Below are 15,077 nucleotides of genomic sequence, written 5' to 3' on the forward strand. Positions count from 1 at the left end.
AGAATAGTTAAAAATCTTCGGGGATAGCGCAGCTCTGGTGCAGTTTTTCCAGCACCAGTGCTCCTGCCCCGCGGGCGTAATTTTCTTCCTTCCACGGGCGGATTATCAGTTCCGGTATTTGCCCGAAGACCTCGCAGGATCGGCTTTCCATTGCTTTATTCAGCGGCGCGAAAAGCATGTCTTTTGCCAGATAGCTTTTACCGGTGATGATGACTTTTTCCGGGTCCAGCACTCGGGTCAGGTCAGAAATTCGCTTTCCGAGTATGGTTCCGGCCTGATTAAATATTTCTTGTAATTTGGGATTGCCTTTTTTCGCTGCGTCAATGACGTCTTCTATTTTTATATTTTCAGGATTCGCAGGTAGCCATATTTCTTCTTTTGCCAACTGCTTTGCATCCCGCAGGATAGAGAAATTTGAGCCGACAGCTTCAAGGCATCCGGTCAGTCCACACCTGCACGGCTGTTCGTTCTGGTAGCAGCTTACATGGCCCAGTTCCCCGGCCATACCTTTCCAGCCGCGCACCAGCCTGCCGTTAACGATCAGTCCCAGTCCGATGCCGTGTTCAAGGGTGACCACAAAGAAATTTTCACAGCCGCGTGCATCTCCGAACCACTGCTCATAGATGGCGAGGGTGTTGGAGCTGTTCTCAATAAATGTCTGGAATCCTGTTTCCTGTTCCACAAGGCTGCTGAAGGGCACATCTTCCCAACCTGCTCCACGGTTGAAACCGGGATGAAAGTGGATAAGCCCTTCCCGGTGGTTGACCAGTCCGGGAATTCCCAGACCCAGCCCGACGATGTCATCGGGGATGAACCCTTTGTCTAGACGGCAGGTCTTTATGGCCTTAGCCAGCAGTTCGATTATTTCTTCCGGGGAATTGATGCCGGGGCTTAGCCGAACAAAGTGCGACCCGACAACTTTGGCTTCGAGGTTGATTATGACCACGTTGATTTTTTCAGCTGAGATGTAGGCCCCGGCTACAAAAGCACCGTCGGGGTTTAGGGCCAGCAATACCGGAGGTCTGCCTGATGCAGAGGAGACAGCCTCTTTTTCATAGACTATTCCTTCCTTGATGAATTCTGCGGTGATGCTTGTAACCGTGGCGAGGCTCAGCCCGGTCTGGGCAGCAATATCCTTTCTGGAAATGCTGACTCCCATCCTGATGGTCCTGAGAATATTGCAGCGGTTGATGGCCCGCATCATGTCCCTGTTGGCAGCTCGCATTTTTGGCTCCGGTGTTGTGTCTGTTTTATTTCAGCTACCGGATATGTATGTTTTCAGCAAGATAAGCCTGAAACTTGACGTTTGAAAGAACCGTTAATAGTTTTAGTGTTCATTCTAAAAATAAATTTCCGGAGAATAAATGGACCAGTCAGCAAAATTGAGAGCGGAGTACGAAAGTAAACTTGAAGAATATGAGAAAAGTGGTGATTCCAAAGGAAAAGCCGCAACTCTTTACGAGATGGCGAAACTTGAAATCAGTGAAGGTAATCAGGAGCAGGCATTACTCATGCTGATGGAAGCATATTCGCGATTCCAGAAGCTGGGTGAGTCTCGTGGGCATTGTTTTGCCGGGGAGCTGCTTGGGCAATTGCTTTTTGTTTCCGGTAACCGCGAGGACGGTCTTGCTGTTGTGCGTGAGGCTTTCCGGGGATTCACGGAGATGGGGATGTCCGATGAGGCTGAGAAAACAGGGCAGTTGCTTGCTGTAATGGAAGAGCATGCTGCTGGAGAGTAATTGAAATTTTAAATATTTTTTTGTTGTATTTAAACGCAAACAGGCCCGCAATTTTTTAAAAATTGCGGGCCTGTTTGCGTTTGCTGAAAATTATGTCTGATCCACGCGTAGTTCGATGGCGTCAAAACGCCAGTACTCATGTTCCACAGTCAGCACGGTGTCTTTGCCGTCTGTCTTGATTCGCCTAACGTAGATCCCCGGAGAGCCGTGCGGGATACCCAGATTTGAGGTCACGTCCCGTGGCAGCAGCAGCGGTCTGATCAGCAGATTTCGCTGTTTGAGACTTATTCCGTAATCTTCTTCTACGACTTGGGTCATGGCTCGGTCGGTAGTCTTGGGGATAATTCCTTCAAGTTTGTCCGCATTTAGATAGTTTAGCGTCCGGGCAACTTGCTGACCATCTATGAAAAAAGTGTTCTCCATGGAATAAACTTCGGTTCCGGCAGCGAACCCTTCATCTGTATATGTATCCATTTCTTCTTCAATGGTGATGATGCCGTTGTCTTCAGTACTCCATTCCGCCTTGCGCCCCTGCGACGCGGCCAGTTGGGCGAAGTTCACGTGGTCTGCCGGGTTGTAGACCATGCGGATGGGATTCACGTACCAGCCTTTTCGTTCCAGTCTGAAAATTTTTCCGTCCCGTTGCAGCTTTAGCAATGCGTGGCGGATTGTATTTCTGTTTAGAGAAAGCTCAGCGCAGAGAGTTCTTTCGGAGGGCAGTTTATCGCCCGGACTGAGTTCTCCGGATGCGAGACGTTTCAGAATTAGGTCGCGGACTATCTGGTAATAACGTATTTTTTCCATGATTCGATTGGTGTTAGATGTTTCGGCAGTTAAATTGGCACATGATTTATACAGAGTCACCACGTATTTGAAACTTTTTTTGTAAAATCTGGTTTAAACCAGTTGAGGTGTTTTTGGCAACAGTGTACTAGGGGAATATACAGTGAGTTACTAGGATGACTGACTCCGACCGCGGGAGTTGATATTTCCGTGTCTGGGGTCAGCAATATCTATGCAGCGCAAAGCCGTATTATTTGTTATACGGACTGGAATCCCCTCACAATGTTGCGTTGTGAAGTTTGAGGGTGGAGGTAGTCAAATGGCTTTTTTTCGTACTTATTTCATTTGTCTGTTGATTGTGGCAATGGCATCTATTGCTCAGGCCGGAACTTTGGAAAACGTCAAGAAAGACGGTTTTCTCAAAGCCGGGACACACATTGAAAACCCCGGTTTTTCCGCTCTGGACAGCAATGGTAAACGTATCGGCTTTGATGTTGATTTCATCCGTGCTGTTGCCGCAGCTGTTGATGTTCCTGAAGTCAAATATACCCCGCTCACTTCCAAAGAGCGTCTGCCTGCTTTGCAGTCCGGTGAAATTGATCTTCTCTCCCGCACCACTACCCACACTATGAGCCGCGACGTTAAGCTCGGCCTCGATTTTACCGTGACCACCCTTTATGATGGTCAGGGTATGATGGTTCGTAAAGAGCTCGGTATCACAGATGCTAAAGATCTGGACGGCGCAACCGTCTGTTTGCAGACCGGTTCTACCACCGAACTGAACATTTCCGACTTTTTCCGTAAAAACGGTATGAGCTTCACTCCTGTTGTTTTTGATAAGCAGCCTGATGTGCGTAAAGCTTATGACACCGGACGTTGTGACGTTCACACCACCGATGTTTCCGGTCTTGCAGCTCAGCGTTCCTTGATGGAAAAGCCTGGAGATCACGTAATTCTTTCCGAAGTTATTTCCAAGGAACCCCTCGGTCCTGTTGTTCGCCACGGTGACAACCAGTGGTCTGACATTGTCCGCTGGACTATCTGGCTGACCATGGCCGCAGAGGAAAAAGGAATTACTCAGGCTAACGTTGATAAAATGTATGCCAAGAGCAAAGACCCCGAAGTTCAGCGTATGCTGGGCAAAACCGGAACCCTCTGGACTGACCTCGGTCTTGATAAAGGTGCTCCCGTACGCATCATCAAGTCCGTCGGTAACTACGGTGAAATCTTTGACCGTAACCTCGGTCCCAAAACTCCCCTGCGCATGGAGCGTGGACTCAACCAGCAGTGGAACAAAGGTGGTCTCATCTACGCACCGCCTTTCCGCTAAGCCGTTAAAATTGTAAAATTCGCGCCGGGATTTTTCCCGGCGCGTTTTTTATTATGATGCGCTACGCGTTTTTGATGGGTGATTTCGCCTCCGGCGGGCAGAAGGGCTAAGCCCCTCTGCACTCCCTAGTTGTGGGGATTGTATCTTTCCAATTTTTAAAAGGTTTAAATTAGTTATGTCCGAACGTTTAGCACCGCAGGAGAAGGTTCCTTTCTGGCGTAGTCCGCAAGGAAGGGCCTGGACATTCCAGCTCTGCATGGTCGGGGCTTTCCTTTGGCTGGCTGTTTCTGTTTACAGTAATACGCTGGCCAATTTGAAGACTCGCGGAATCAGCTCCGGTTTCGGTTTCCTTGGTAATGAAGCCGGGTTCCGCATTGGTGAAGTGACCGGTATTCCTCTGCCGCAGGGTGGATTGCTTTGGTTTCTGGTCAGTCTTGTTGCCGGACTTGCTGTTTCTCAGCTTATTTCGCGCCATCTGAAAAGTAAGTCAGATCGGCCCATGAACAGTAAGTGGCTCTCGGTATGTCTGCTTTTCAGTATCGGTCTGCCCATGCTGACGCTTTATATTTTCCGGGACAGCGTTGAAATCGCGCACTACACCGAATCTTCGAGCTATTTCATGGCCCTGCTTACCGGGCTGGGCAATACTTTGAAGGTAACAGTTATCGGCTGTGTGGCCTCAACAATACTCGGCTTGCTGGTGGCGCTCGGACGTCTTTCTCCAAACTGGCTGCTTTCCAATCTCAGCCGCTGGTATGTGGAGATTAACCGTAACCTGCCTGTCCTGCTGCAATTGTTCTTCTGGTATTTCATCGTCTTGCAGCAATTGCCCAATGTGCGTCAGTCCATAGATGTGGGCGGCTGGCTGATCCTCAACAAGCGTGGTTTGTACCTGCCTTCACTTGTTCCCCAGCAGGGGGCATGGATTTTTTGCGCTGCGATTGTAATTTCCATTGCCGCAATCTGGGTCATCCGCAGACGGGCAAGACGAATTCTTGATGAAACAGGCGTGCCCGTTAAAATCCTTTTTCCCTCACTTGCAGTTCTGATCGGGTTGCCCGCGCTGGCGTGGCTGCTGGGCGGACAACCTTTCACTCTGGATTTTCCCGTTCTCAAGGGATTTAACTTCAAGGGTGGAACCGGGATGACCCCGGAATTTACTGCGCTGGTGCTCGGACTGACTGTATATGTTTCCGCATTCAATGCTGAGATTATCCGTTCCGGTATCGAAGCTGTTTCCAAGGGGCAGCGGGAAGCCGCACGTGCTTTGGCAATGAATGAGCGTCAGGTTATGCGCATTGTTATTTTGCCGCAGGCCATGCGGGTTATCGTGCCGCCCATGACCAGTGAGTATCTGGCTATCGCCAAGAACAGTTCTCTGGCCGTGGCCATCGGGTATCCCGAATTTGTAAGTGTCGGGGGGACCATTTTGAACCAGTCCGGTCAGGCGGTTGAGATTGTCGGTATCTGGATGGGGGTTTACCTGTGCATTTCACTGCTGATTTCTTTTGGAATGAATATATATAACAGCAAAGTCGCGCTGGTGGAGAGGTAGGTCATGGCCCAAGATATTCCAGACAAAAATATTCCTGACAGACAGCCTCCGGTATCGCAGGTAGGCGTAATCGGCTGGATGTGTAAGAATCTTCTGTGCCCGTGGTACAATGCGGTTTTGACCCTTGTCTCCTGCTGGGCCATCTGGGCTGCCGTGGCTCCCTTTTGGGAGTGGGCGGTAACCAATGCCTCTATCACCCTTGATCCGGCAGCAGCCAAGGAGCACACCGGTGCCGCTTGGGGGTTCATTCGCGATATGTGGCCTGTGTTCATGACCGGGGTTTACCCGGCTGAAGAACGCTGGAGACCATTGATTGCTCTATGTATTGTTGTGATTCTGGTCAGTCTGAGCCTTGTCTCGTCGTTCCGGCGCAGCAAATGGATCAGGGTGCTCTGGTTTGCCTCACCCATTGTTGTTTTCGCGCTGGTTTACGGTGGAGGAATCACCGGTTTGCCCGTGGTGGGAACCCATTACTGGGGCGGCTTGATGTTGACCATCATGCTTTCCATTATCGCCATGCTGGCAGCTTTTCCCATCAGTGTGCTTCTGGCATTGGGACGAACCTCGGATATGCCTATCGCCAAGCCTTTTTGTGTGGCCTATATTGAGCTTATTCGCGGAGTGCCTTTGATTACACTCCTGTTCATGGCCTCGGTTGTTCTGCCGTTGTTTCTGCCTTCAGGTATGGAACTGGATAAAGTTTTGCGTGCAATTGTGGGGATCACCATGTTCTTTTCCGCATATCTGGCGGAGAACATTCGCGGTGGTTTGCAGGGTATCAGCAAAGGTCAGTATGAGGCTGCGGATGCGCTGGGCATGGGCTATTGGAAAAAGACTCTTGTGGTCATCCTGCCGCAGGCTTTGCGTATTGTTATTCCGCCAATGGTCAACAACTTCATCGGAATCCTGAAAGATACTTCCCTCGTGGGCATCGTGGGGCTGGTGGATCTTTTGCAGATTGCATTTGCCACCACATCCAACCCCAAATGGTTCGGCAGGCTGGAGGAAGCATATGTTTTCATCGCCTTCTGGTACTGGATTCTCTGCTACGCCCTTTCCAGCTACAGCCAATACCTTGAACGAAAGATGCCTTCCGCAAGTAAATAGAGGAGATACATATAATGACATCCACACATATAAATACAGCTACCCATCTGGGAGACAGCCCGGTTGTAATCGATATACAGGGCTTGAATAAATGGTACGGACAGTTTCACGTACTTAAGGAAATTAATTTACAGATCCGCCAGCAGGAGAAAGTGGTTATCTGTGGTCCATCCGGGTCGGGTAAATCAACCCTCATCCGGACCATCAACAGACTTGAAGAGCATCAGGAAGGTGCCATCGTCGTTGACGGTGCTCCGTTGACCAATGATGTGAAGCAGATTGAAAGAGTGCGCCGCGAAGTGGGCATGGTTTTTCAGCAGTTCAATCTTTTTCCGCATATGAGTATTCTTGATAACGTGATTTCAGGTCCTATCCATGTACGCAATATGCCCCGCAAACAGGCTTTAGATCTTGCTCATTCATATCTTGAGCGTGTGGGAATTGCCGAGCAGGCCAACAAATTTCCCGGTCAGCTTTCCGGCGGACAGCAGCAGCGTGTAGCCATTGCCCGCGCATTAGCCATGCAGCCCAAGATCATGCTTTTTGACGAACCAACTTCAGCCCTTGACCCGGAAATGATCAAGGAAGTTCTTGATGTTATGCGTGAGCTGGCAGATCAGGGTATGACCATGATCTGTGTAACCCATGAGATGGGGTTTGCCCGCGAGGTCGCCGATACCATGGTCTTCATGGATAAAGGTCAGATTGTGGAATACGCCCCGGTGAAGGAATTCTTTACCGCGCCTAAAGAAGAACGCAGCCGTATGTTCTTGGAGCAGATTTTGAATCATTAGAAATATATGCCTCCGGCGGCCCTGCCGGGGGCCTTAAACCCTTTTGGAAAAAGGGTTTAAGAATCCCAAAACTTTTTAATAAGCTTCGCTGTTTTATTTTAGCAGATTGTTTTTTTATTTGTCTGTGCCGGAGGCACGTTTCAATGTCTTTATCCTTAATAAATAGTCGTCCCTTGATTTGGGCGCACCGCGGGGGACGCTCCCTTGCACCTGAAAATACACTTGCGGCTGTGCGCAAGGCCAAAGAGGCCGGGGCGGATGGTTGGGAACTGGATGTTCAGGTCACCAAGGATGGGGAAATTATCCTCCTCCATGACTTGAACTTGCTCCGCTCCACCAATGCGAGTATCCATCCTTTGTTTGTCGGTAATTCTCCTGCTCTGCCGTGGCGGTTTACTCTTGACGAGATCAAACAGCTCAGCGCGGATATCTTTCCGCGCCGTTTTTGCCCGCCCAAATATATTGGGCAGCCGTGGCGGGAATTACCGGAAAATTTGCCAGCTGAATTGCGTATCCCCACTCTGGTTGAGGCCCTGAAACTCAGCAGGGAGCTGGAAATGTGGATCAATGTTGAGATCAAGGATCTTAGTAAAGCGGTTCCCGGTTCTCTGGGCGGCGATGTTGTGGGAAAGGTTCTCGAAATAATTCAGGCTCAGGGTATGGATGATCAGGTTGTGGTTTCTTCATTCAACCACGACTATGTGCGTAAGAGTAAAGACCTTGCCCCGCATATTCTGACCGGAGTTCTGACTGAACATAAATTCTCCGCAGATCCTCTTGAAGCAGCCCGTAAAGCCGGAGCCGATGCGTGGCATCCGGGATTCCGTTTCCTTACAGAAGAGAAGGTTAAAGCTGCACGAGAAGCAGGACTGGCCGTTAATCCGTATACAGTAAACGAAGTGGAAGATATGCAGCGGCTCACCAAGTGGGGCGTGACCGGGTTGGTCACTGACTACCCGCAGAATATTTAAGTTATTGCAATTGAAATCAAAAAGAAGGCCGATTCCAGATGGAGTCGGCCTTCTTTTTTTTGATATATGTAATATTTCTTTACTGCTGTGCAGCCTTACTGGGTTCCCAGTATTCTTGATCAAGTTCATTTTCGCTGTTGGCGACTGCACATGTTACGGCAAGGTCACCGGTAACGTTGGTACAGGTGCGGCCCATGTCGAGCAGGGCGTCAATGCCGAAGATCATGGCATAGGCCAGCGCGGTGGGTGATCCGGCTGTAACTTCCAGACCTACGGAGTTGAGCACGATCATGAGCATGATTGCGCCTGCTCCGGGAATACCGGCAGTACCCAGCGACGCCAGAACAGTGGTTCCGATGACGGTTATCTGCTGGCTTGCGGTCAGGGGCTCGCCGATGGCGTAACCGATGAACAGGGCACATACACCCTGATAAATAGCGGTACCATCCATGTTGATGGTCGCGCCCAGCGGCAGGGAGAAAGAGTAGATACTTTTGTCTACGCCAAGTTCTTTATCAGCTGTTTCCATGCTGATGGGCAGTACGCCGCTGCTTGATCTGGTGACAAATGCGGCAATGGAAGCGGTCTTTACCTTTTTGAAAAAACTCATGGGCTTTACGCCGAAGAGCAGAAGTCCGCCGCCGTAAACAAAGAAAATGTGGCAGGCAAAAGCAAGGTAGGTAGCGATAACAACCACACCCAGAGGACCGAAAGCCTTGGCTCCCTGAGCTCCGAATACCACGGCGATCAGCGCGAATACACCGATGGGAACATATTGCAGTACCCAGTCGATGATGATGTACATGACTTCAGCAAGACCTTCGAAAAGGTGGAAGAGGGAATCCCCGGCATTTTTGATGCGTGCGTCTTCGCTGTGACGCAGGATGGAAATGGCAATACCGGTGATGATACAGAAAAAGATGGTGGAAAGAACATCACCGGTAGTAATGGCAGCAAAGGGGTTTTTGGGAATGATGTTGATCAGGATATCTAGGAAGGAAGTTGCCTTGGGCGCGGCTACTTTCAGGGTCGCGCCTTCAGCGGCCAGTTCAAGGCCGTTGCCGGGCTGGAGGATGTTTCCGAAAAAAAGGCCGATGGCGACTGCGAATCCGGTGGTCAGCATGTAAAAGCCCATACACTTGGCTCCGACTTTACCGAGCTGGCTGGGTTTTACACTCCCGGCACCAACAATGATGGTAGAGACGATCACGGGCATTACGATCATTTTTAAAGAGCGAACCAAGATATCTCCCAGCGGAGACAGAACCTTTGCTTCGGGGCCTAATATAAGTCCCGCAATGGCTCCTAATACCAAGCCTATAATAATTCGAACTAACAGGTTACTTTTGAAGTACCAAGAAAACATCTTCCCTCCTGATATAAATTAAGAGTGTGCTCAAAAAGAATTTTCTAATCAATGAAATTTCATTAATCGAAAAAATATATGGTGTTTTAAGCGAAATACGAAATGTTGAGTGTGTTTAGCAGCTCTTGGTGTTCTTCGCAAGTTTGGGGTGATCGGTCTTTCATTTGACTGGGGATTTTCGTTTTGATGGCGGAATGTATTGCTAATTTTATTATGCACAATGGCCTAGAATTACAGTCTTCATGGAAGTAGATAGTTTTTAAGTTGTATTGACAGTTGCTTCAGCTTTGTTAAAGTCCGAATACTTATAGTTGGGTTTTAGTCTGCACTAGTTATCAAGATAGGAGCGGTTTATGGATAATGCTACTCAAGTTGTTGAAACTGATCATGCAACCTTGTTCGACTGGTTTGATCATATCAAAGAATTGGCTCTAGGAGTCTGGCAGAATGGTATTCCGGGGATAAGTCTGATCAATATTGGGCAGGCCGTGGGTGTTTTTCTATTCTTCATAATCCTGCGCCGCTTTCTCACAAAATTCACCATGAACCGTTTGCAGAATATTTTAGAAAAACATGAGACCCAAGCCGGGGGCAGTGTCCTTAAAGCTCTTGCAGAACCTGTCCGTTTTATTCCGGTTGTGCTGGGTTTGTTTTTTGCTGATCAATGTCTGAATTTCCCGCCTCCCGTGGAAACACTCACGAATACTATCATTAAGGCATTAATTCTGTTCGTCATTTTCTGGTCAGCTTTCAATCTTGTCGGCGTAGCTACCAAGGTTTTTCGCAAACTGGAAAAGGTGCTGACCCCGTCACTTGTGGACTGGCTGATCAAGCTGGTTAAGTTTCTCGTTGTCCTGATGGGTGTGGCGAGCATTCTTGAGCTTTTCGGCATCGATATTGGTCCGATCCTTACTGGGCTTGGTCTATTCAGTGTGGCTGTAGCTCTGGGGGCCAAGGATCTTTTTCAGAATATTATTGCCGGAATTTCGATCATTGCCGAAAGCCGCTTTGATGTGGGGGATTGGGTTACTGTTGACGGCAAGGTGGATGGGACAGTTGAATTTATCGGATTCCGCTCTACGCGTATACGTCGATTCGATAAGGCTCCTGTGTATGTCCCGAACTCAACTCTTTCTGATAACTGCCTTATTAATTTTACCAAGATGACCCACAGGCGGATTCTTTGGACCATCGGCGTGGAGTACCGGACAACGACGAAGGAGTTGAAGCTTATACAAGAGCGGGTCATGGAGTATATTCTGGGTAATGATGATTTTGCTCATCCGCCGGATGTCTCAACGTTTATGCGTGTGGTTCAATTCGGAGATTCTTCTATAGATTTCCAGCTTTATGCATTTACCAAAACCACTAATTGGCTGGATTGGTTGAAGATAAGAGAGGATCTGGCTTATTATATCAAACAGGTAGTTGAAGTTGAGGCCGGAACCGGGTTCGCATTTCCCTCACAGTCTATCTACGTTGAGTCTGTTCCCGGGGGAGTTCCTGAGAATTTTGTGCCGCCTGAAGATGAGTAGATTAAAGTTATGAAAGAATATTCTTACAAATACATGCTCAAATATTTGTTTGTCACCTTGGTCTTAGGTGTCAGCTTTACTTGTCTCATTTCCGGTTTAGCATTTGCGGAATCCAAGCTTCCGTTTCGTCCCGGAGAAAAAATAGAATATAACCTTTACTGGACCGTGATTCATGCCGGATATGCAGAATTAACCACATCCAAGGGCAATGGAACATCCGGTCCGATATTCAATGCAACAGCCCGCACAAATGATTTTGTAGATATGTTTTACAAGGTGAGGAATCGTATTGATTCTATTACGACTCCAGAAATGGATTCTGCGCTTTATTATTTCAAGAAACAACGCGAAGGAGATTATCATAGGGATATAACTTTGCGTTTTGACTGGAATACTTTTTCGGTCACCAGATATGGTTCTGACGGGACGTTTCGCCAGAAGCTACCGATCTACCCCGGAGGGTTTGACCCTCTATCAATCCTATTCTCATTTCGAACCCACCCCTTGGAACAAGGCTACGAATTCTTCTGCCCGATAACAGATGGTAAAAAATCTGTTATCGGCAGGGCCATGGTCACGGGAAGAGAAATCATCAAAGTTGGAGGTAAAGAATACGATACTTTTGTGGTTGAACCAGAACTCAAAGATCTAGGCGGTGTTTTCAAGAAAAGCCCGGACGCAACACTTAAGATCTGGTTTACAACTGATGAACTATGCATCCCGGTCAAGGTCAAAAGTGAAGTTTCAGTAGGCCATTTCTCCATAGAACTTGCCAAATATACTCCCGGCGATCCAGGTGCAAAATATTAGAAATTAATACTGTACTATATGGATTAAGGACATATTTTGACCGAATCTTTTATTTTAAAAAATGAGAATAAAACAACATAAGCTTTCTTCGTTTTTATCCATTTTTAAACATTGTAGAAAAAATATTCTCCATGTTTTTTTATTATTATGTTGTGCTGTTTTGCCCGCTCAGGCTCAGCAGCCTAAAATCCAAGATACTGCAAAGGAGTCTAATTCTACTTCGGTTACAACACCTGAGTTTTCGGATGAACTTATCGAAAAGACATTAGAAGAGAATGATGCAGATTTGCTGGATACCATTCAAGTTCAATTAAGCAAACCACTTATGGCATCAGCTAAGTGGATGGATTCTTTTTTGGCAGATGATGAGTATACTGCGGAGGTTAACAACACTTTTCTCCGGCTTCGCTTGGGGCTATATACCGAATTAGAAAATTCCAAACCGAAGTCACGGTCTGATCTGTCACTTTTCCTGAATTTACCCAATACCGAAGACCGGATGCAGCTTGTCGTCACAAGTATGCTTGACTCCGATGACGATGGGCTTACCGGGGTAGACAAAGCAGTTCGTGATTTTGAAACCCAGAATAAAGCGGAAAATACGGTAGGGCTGCGTTATTTTCTGGTCCAAGGAGTTCAAAATAACCTCGGCCTTCATGCGGGGATATCCTTTCGGGATGATAACCTCGAACTCATGGGACAAATCCGCTATCGTTATAAATTTGATATTACCGATGATTGGGCAAGCAGGTTTTCAGTTCGTTATAGACAATACACTGCCAGAGGATTTGAAACCAAAGCTGCGTTGAGTTTCGAACGACAGGTAGGGCATCTTTTTTTTACTACAGACTTTGAAAATTATTACGAAGACCAAAACAGTCAATTTAACAGCAACATAAATTTGCGGTTATTTCAGCCTTTGAATGAAGATCAGGCTCTTGAGTATGCGCTAGCTAATGGATTTGAACACAACAACGATTTCAGCAGCTATGAATCCATAAAATTATCAACCAAATTTCGAAGCAGATTCCTTAAAGACTGGTTGTTTTGTGAAATTGTCCCTCAAGTATCTTGGGAAAAAGAGTATGACTGGCGTACAAATCCCGGCATCATGTTTCGCTTTGAAATGAAGTTCGGTCAGAAAGCAATGGATGAGACTTTGAATAGACTGGTTAACTCCCAAAAATGAAAAAAGGACTTAAAAATTTCTTCTTAAGTCCTTGAATTTTTTGGTAGGTACGAGCCGCAGTTGAATTCCTGTCTCTGCGATGGAGTCTTGCCGTTCTCTTGTCATGTTTTAGAAATGGTAGTTCAACATCCCCCCGAAGGTTAGGGATCTTGTGTCATAAAATTTGATATTTGACTTTCCTTTACTCATGGAAAATAAACCGCTTACCGACCAATCTTCCCAGCTGAAGGGAGCCTTGTAGTCGGTCATCAGGCTGATTCCGTAGCTGTTCATATTTCTCGTTTTGTCAAACATAGGATCTGTTTCATCATAGTCGCTATGGCTGTAGTGTATGCGCGGAATGATCGTCAGCGAGCCAGTTCTATATCTGGTTTCTAAGTCAATTTTGTATTTCATAAATGAATTGGCTTCACCATCGTAAACACCTTTACGAATACTCAAGCGCGGGCGTAATTCCAGATTTTCACTGATATAGTATGAATAGTTCATGTTGAGAGAGTATACAGAACCGTCTCTTGCCAGTTTCGGAATCAGCTGGCCTATAACATCGTTGTCGACATCGTCGTTAAGATATACAAATTGGACTCGGAGACCTGACCCCATGATTCGGTTCATCCCTATTCTGAAACCATATTTGGAGGTATCTGTTTCTTCCCGGTCAGTACCAGTCAGGTAAGGGTTTTTCCAAGCTTTCTCAAAAGGCGTAAAAAAGGCTGCAACATCAATGATTCCTGCTTCGGCGAACTGGTAGGACGCGCCTAAATTAGCAGCAAATCCTCCCGCTTCATCTATTGGCGGATCGGTTGTAAGGTAGAGTTTCATTCCTTCCTTTTCCCCTACATCCCAGGTAATCTCAGGCAAAAGCACAGGTAGGAAGGAGGCTTTGCTGTCAGCACTATCACTCAGACTATCCAGTCTTTTGCTTGATGCGTCAGGATTAAGATTGTTGGCACTGTCAATAAACATCACGCCAACTCTCACTGACCCGCTAAATGAATTTGTCGCATCCGCAGACGCTAAACTTGATACAGTGATCAAGGCTAGGGCCACCAAGTAAACAAGTCCTTTTTTCATCAAAATGCTCCCTACCGTATATTTTGTTATTTCTACTGATTGTCGAGCTTACCTCCTGTTAAGAAGGAGAATGAGCCCTCTGGTGCTTTCAGTTGGTTTTCAATCAGTTGTGGAAACGCCTGCCATCTTCTTTGAAGTTCTTCCTGTTTCCATGGGTATATTCCCATATCGGTCAAGAACTGGATGCCGGAAAGCAAGAATTCTGCGCATTCAAGCGGATAGTTTGTATCAAATAATCCTTCATCGACTCCCTGACTGAACAGTTCCGCATAAAGCGGTGCCTGTTTTGTTAAAACTTTAGCCAAGAGTCTGATGTGCATACCTGCATTGGCTGTCTTGTGCAGATCTCCGATTAGTTTTTCGTGACCATCTTCACCATGCGGAGTGGCACTGTTTGTAATCAGGTATTGCAACCGTTCAAGAGCGTTACCTTCAACATTCTTAAGTTTTTCTTTAAGACGCTGCATTTCATCTTCAGCCACGCTGTCAATGACGGCTTCCAGTAGCAGCTCCTTTGATCTGAAATAGTGGTAGATCGTCCCTTTTGCGATCTGTAGATGCTGCATTACATCCCGCATTGTCGTGCTGTCGTACCCTTTAGTTAAAAAAAGCTGACAGGCTGCGGCTATAATTTCATTTCTTCTTTCTTCCGGTTTTTTTACTACTCTGACCATACCATCTCCCAAAATTCACCAAATGACTGGAAATATAAAAAATATATTTCCCCTGTGCAGTATTTTAGGGTGAGTGGCAAGCATTGTATTGGCAAATCATTTTTACTTATGTGATTTGCAAGCTGTTTTCATGATCAGTTAATGAACATA

General features: G+C 47.0%; 14 protein-coding genes. 9 read left to right on the top strand and 5 right to left on the bottom strand.

The genetic code is table 11. From position 1 onward, the window contains the following. Positions 1–7 precede the first annotated feature (7 nt). Complete coding sequence (locus D0S45_08760) at positions 8–1,225, bottom strand: ROK family transcriptional regulator (GenBank protein TIH16496.1); 1,218 nt, start codon at positions 1,223–1,225, stop codon at positions 8–10. A 139-nt stretch (positions 1,226–1,364) separates the two neighbouring features. Here D0S45_08760 and D0S45_08765 point away from each other — a divergent pair, with 139 nt between their 5' ends. Continuing rightward, positions 1,365–1,739, top strand: coding sequence for a hypothetical protein (locus tag D0S45_08765; GenBank protein TIH16497.1), 375 nt, complete (start codon positions 1,365–1,367; stop codon positions 1,737–1,739). Between the two features lie 90 nt (positions 1,740–1,829). Here the strand turns inward: D0S45_08765 and D0S45_08770 are convergent, their stop codons facing one another. Further along, the gene (locus D0S45_08770; protein ID TIH16498.1) at positions 1,830–2,543 is read right to left on the bottom strand and encodes a GntR family transcriptional regulator; all 714 of its coding nucleotides are present in this window, start codon (positions 2,541–2,543) and stop codon (positions 1,830–1,832) included. A gap of 298 nt (positions 2,544–2,841) precedes the next feature. Between D0S45_08770 and D0S45_08775 the strand changes: the two genes are divergently transcribed. The 5 genes from D0S45_08775 (at position 2,842) to D0S45_08795 (ending at position 8,279) form a co-directional block, all read left to right on the top strand. Then, positions 2,842–3,852, top strand: a complete 1,011-nt coding sequence (locus D0S45_08775) for an amino acid ABC transporter substrate-binding protein (protein TIH16499.1) — start codon at positions 2,842–2,844, stop codon at positions 3,850–3,852. A 175-nt stretch (positions 3,853–4,027) separates the two neighbouring features. Continuing rightward, positions 4,028–5,407: an ABC transporter permease subunit gene (locus D0S45_08780; GenBank protein TIH16500.1), complete on the top strand. Its 1,380-nt coding sequence runs from the start codon at positions 4,028–4,030 to the stop codon at positions 5,405–5,407. Positions 5,408–5,410: 3 nt separating this feature from the next. After that, complete coding sequence (locus D0S45_08785) at positions 5,411–6,514, top strand: amino acid ABC transporter permease (GenBank protein TIH16501.1); 1,104 nt, start codon at positions 5,411–5,413, stop codon at positions 6,512–6,514. A 14-nt stretch (positions 6,515–6,528) separates the two neighbouring features. Further along, the gene (locus D0S45_08790) at positions 6,529–7,308 is read left to right on the top strand and encodes an amino acid ABC transporter ATP-binding protein (GenBank protein ID TIH16502.1); all 780 of its coding nucleotides are present in this window, start codon (positions 6,529–6,531) and stop codon (positions 7,306–7,308) included. 143 nt (positions 7,309–7,451) lie between these two features. Beyond that, positions 7,452–8,279, top strand: a complete 828-nt coding sequence (locus D0S45_08795; GenBank protein TIH16503.1) for a glycerophosphodiester phosphodiesterase — start codon at positions 7,452–7,454, stop codon at positions 8,277–8,279. A gap of 79 nt (positions 8,280–8,358) precedes the next feature. Here D0S45_08795 and D0S45_08800 read toward each other — a convergent pair whose 3' ends face one another. Next, a complete protein-coding gene (locus D0S45_08800) occupies positions 8,359–9,645 on the bottom strand; it encodes a dicarboxylate/amino acid:cation symporter (GenBank protein ID TIH16504.1) in 1,287 nt (428 codons plus the stop codon). A gap of 353 nt (positions 9,646–9,998) precedes the next feature. Here D0S45_08800 and D0S45_08805 point away from each other — a divergent pair, with 353 nt between their 5' ends. From D0S45_08805 to D0S45_08815, 3 genes are all read left to right on the top strand, one after another. Beyond that, positions 9,999–11,180 (top strand): mechanosensitive ion channel family protein, encoded by a 1,182-nt coding sequence (locus D0S45_08805; protein ID TIH16505.1) that lies wholly within the window; start codon positions 9,999–10,001, stop codon positions 11,178–11,180. A 9-nt stretch (positions 11,181–11,189) separates the two neighbouring features. After that, entirely contained in the window at positions 11,190–11,990 is an 801-nt protein-coding gene (locus D0S45_08810; GenBank protein TIH16506.1) for a DUF3108 domain-containing protein, read from the top strand. A 61-nt stretch (positions 11,991–12,051) separates the two neighbouring features. Further along, complete coding sequence (locus tag D0S45_08815) at positions 12,052–13,179, top strand: hypothetical protein (GenBank protein ID TIH16507.1); 1,128 nt, start codon at positions 12,052–12,054, stop codon at positions 13,177–13,179. A 108-nt stretch (positions 13,180–13,287) separates the two neighbouring features. Here D0S45_08815 and D0S45_08820 read toward each other — a convergent pair whose 3' ends face one another. Both D0S45_08820 and D0S45_08825 read right to left on the bottom strand, forming a co-directional pair. Next, positions 13,288–14,253: a DUF2860 domain-containing protein gene (locus tag D0S45_08820; GenBank protein ID TIH16508.1), complete on the bottom strand. Its 966-nt coding sequence runs from the start codon at positions 14,251–14,253 to the stop codon at positions 13,288–13,290. A gap of 32 nt (positions 14,254–14,285) precedes the next feature. After that, complete coding sequence (locus D0S45_08825; protein ID TIH16509.1) at positions 14,286–14,927, bottom strand: TetR/AcrR family transcriptional regulator; 642 nt, start codon at positions 14,925–14,927, stop codon at positions 14,286–14,288. Positions 14,928–15,077 lie beyond the last annotated feature (150 nt).

The organism is Marinifilum sp. JC120 (assembly GCA_004923195.1).
Classification (GTDB): Bacteria; Desulfobacterota; Desulfovibrionia; order Desulfovibrionales; family Desulfovibrionaceae; genus Maridesulfovibrio.

Coding starts and splice junctions, on each gene's coding strand:
- D0S45_08760 (TIH16496.1), bottom strand. CDS start 1,225: ATGCGAGCTGCCAACAGGGACATGATGCGGGCCATCAACCGCTGCAAT.
- D0S45_08765 (TIH16497.1), top strand. CDS start 1,365: ATGGACCAGTCAGCAAAATTGAGAGCGGAGTACGAAAGTAAACTTGAA.
- D0S45_08770 (TIH16498.1), bottom strand. CDS start 2,543: ATGGAAAAAATACGTTATTACCAGATAGTCCGCGACCTAATTCTGAAA.
- D0S45_08775 (TIH16499.1), top strand. CDS start 2,842: ATGGCTTTTTTTCGTACTTATTTCATTTGTCTGTTGATTGTGGCAATG.
- D0S45_08780 (TIH16500.1), top strand. CDS start 4,028: ATGTCCGAACGTTTAGCACCGCAGGAGAAGGTTCCTTTCTGGCGTAGT.
- D0S45_08785 (TIH16501.1), top strand. CDS start 5,411: ATGGCCCAAGATATTCCAGACAAAAATATTCCTGACAGACAGCCTCCG.
- D0S45_08790 (TIH16502.1), top strand. CDS start 6,529: ATGACATCCACACATATAAATACAGCTACCCATCTGGGAGACAGCCCG.
- D0S45_08795 (TIH16503.1), top strand. CDS start 7,452: ATGTCTTTATCCTTAATAAATAGTCGTCCCTTGATTTGGGCGCACCGC.
- D0S45_08800 (TIH16504.1), bottom strand. CDS start 9,645: ATGTTTTCTTGGTACTTCAAAAGTAACCTGTTAGTTCGAATTATTATA.
- D0S45_08805 (TIH16505.1), top strand. CDS start 9,999: ATGGATAATGCTACTCAAGTTGTTGAAACTGATCATGCAACCTTGTTC.
- D0S45_08810 (TIH16506.1), top strand. CDS start 11,190: ATGAAAGAATATTCTTACAAATACATGCTCAAATATTTGTTTGTCACC.
- D0S45_08815 (TIH16507.1), top strand. CDS start 12,052: ATGAGAATAAAACAACATAAGCTTTCTTCGTTTTTATCCATTTTTAAA.
- D0S45_08820 (TIH16508.1), bottom strand. CDS start 14,253: ATGAAAAAAGGACTTGTTTACTTGGTGGCCCTAGCCTTGATCACTGTA.
- D0S45_08825 (TIH16509.1), bottom strand. CDS start 14,927: ATGGTCAGAGTAGTAAAAAAACCGGAAGAAAGAAGAAATGAAATTATA.